Origin of the sequence: Runella defluvii (assembly GCF_014195535.1) — a bacterium.
GTDB classification, from domain to species: Bacteria; Bacteroidota; Bacteroidia; order Cytophagales; family Spirosomataceae; genus Runella; species Runella defluvii.
The window spans coordinates 1,617-2,904 of sequence record NZ_JACIBY010000039.1; the positions used below are offsets into that span (position 1 = coordinate 1,617).

Annotated in this window: 1 rRNA gene (running past one end of the window); it reads left to right on the forward strand. The window is 48.8% G+C overall.

What is annotated here, in order from left to right:
- Positions 1 to 65: 65 nt before the first annotated feature.
- Positions 66 to 1,288: ribosomal RNA gene (locus FHS57_RS31535) — 23S ribosomal RNA — on the forward strand; it runs 1,681 nt beyond the window's last position.

Consider the following 1,288-nt stretch of genomic DNA (forward strand, 5'->3'; position numbering starts at 1 on the left):
ATCCACGAGGCTATAAGTCTTAGAGTTATTTGACATATTGGTAGAGAATTATCAAGAAATTTGTAGAAGAAGCAAAATAAGGGCGCATGGGGAATGCCTATGGCTCTCAGCGGCGAAGAAGGACGTGATAAGCTGCGTAAAGGCTAGGGGAGTGGCACATACACATTGATCCTAGCATGTCCGAATGGGGCAACCCACCCTAAGTGATTAGGGTATCCGAAAGGAGGCAAACGGGGGGAACTGAAACATCTAAGTACCCCTAGGAAGAGAAAACAACAGTGATTCCGTAAGTAGTGGCGAGCGAACGCGGACAAGCCCAAACCGATGACGTTACGGCGTTATAGGGGTTATAGGACTGATTTTTAAGAACTACATGAAGATGAATTGTCTGGGAAGGCAAACCGGAGCGGGTGAGAGTCCCTTAATTGTAAGGTGTAGAACTGTATCAGGATCCTGAGTAGGTGGGGACAGGAGGAATCCCCTCTGAATTCGGCGGCACCATCCGCCAAGGCTAAATACGACTGAGAGACCGATAGTGAACGAGTACCGTGAGGGAAAGGTGAAAAGAACCGGGAGTACCGGGGTGAAATAGAACCTGAAACCATGCGCTTACAAGCGGAGGGAGCCTATGGGTGACCTCGTGCCTTTTGCATAATGAGCCTACGAGTTGTTCTTACTAGCGAGGTTAATGTTTTAAGGACAGGAGCCGAAGCGAAAGCGAGTCTGAAAAGGGCGTTTAGTTAGTGAGAGCAGACGCGAAACTTGGTGATCTATCCGTGGTCAGGTTGAAGTGTGGGTAACACTGCATGGAGGACCGAACCAGTTAACGTTGAAAAGTTTTTGGATGAACTGCGGATAGGGGTGAAAGGCCAATCAAACTGAGAAATAGCTCGTACTCCCCGAAATGTTTTTAGGAACAGCGTTGTGGGGCGTTTATGTCAGGTAGAGCTACTGATAGGATGCGGGGGAGTCAAATCCTACCAAATTCTGACAAACTCCGAATGGGCATAAACAGACACAGCAGTGAGGGCCGGGGTGCTAAGGTCACGGTCCGAGAGGGGAACAACCCAGAGCAACCGCTAAGGTCCCTAAGTATATACTAAGTTGAACAAAGGAAGTCTGACTGCCGAGACAGCCAGGATGTTAGCTTGGAAGCAGCTATACATTTAAAGAGTGCGTAACAGCTCACTGGTCGAGCGGGGCGGGCGTCGATAATAAACGGGCATCAAGTATATCACCGAAGCGATGCGATTAGTAATAATCGGTAGGGGAGCATTCTAACGTCAGC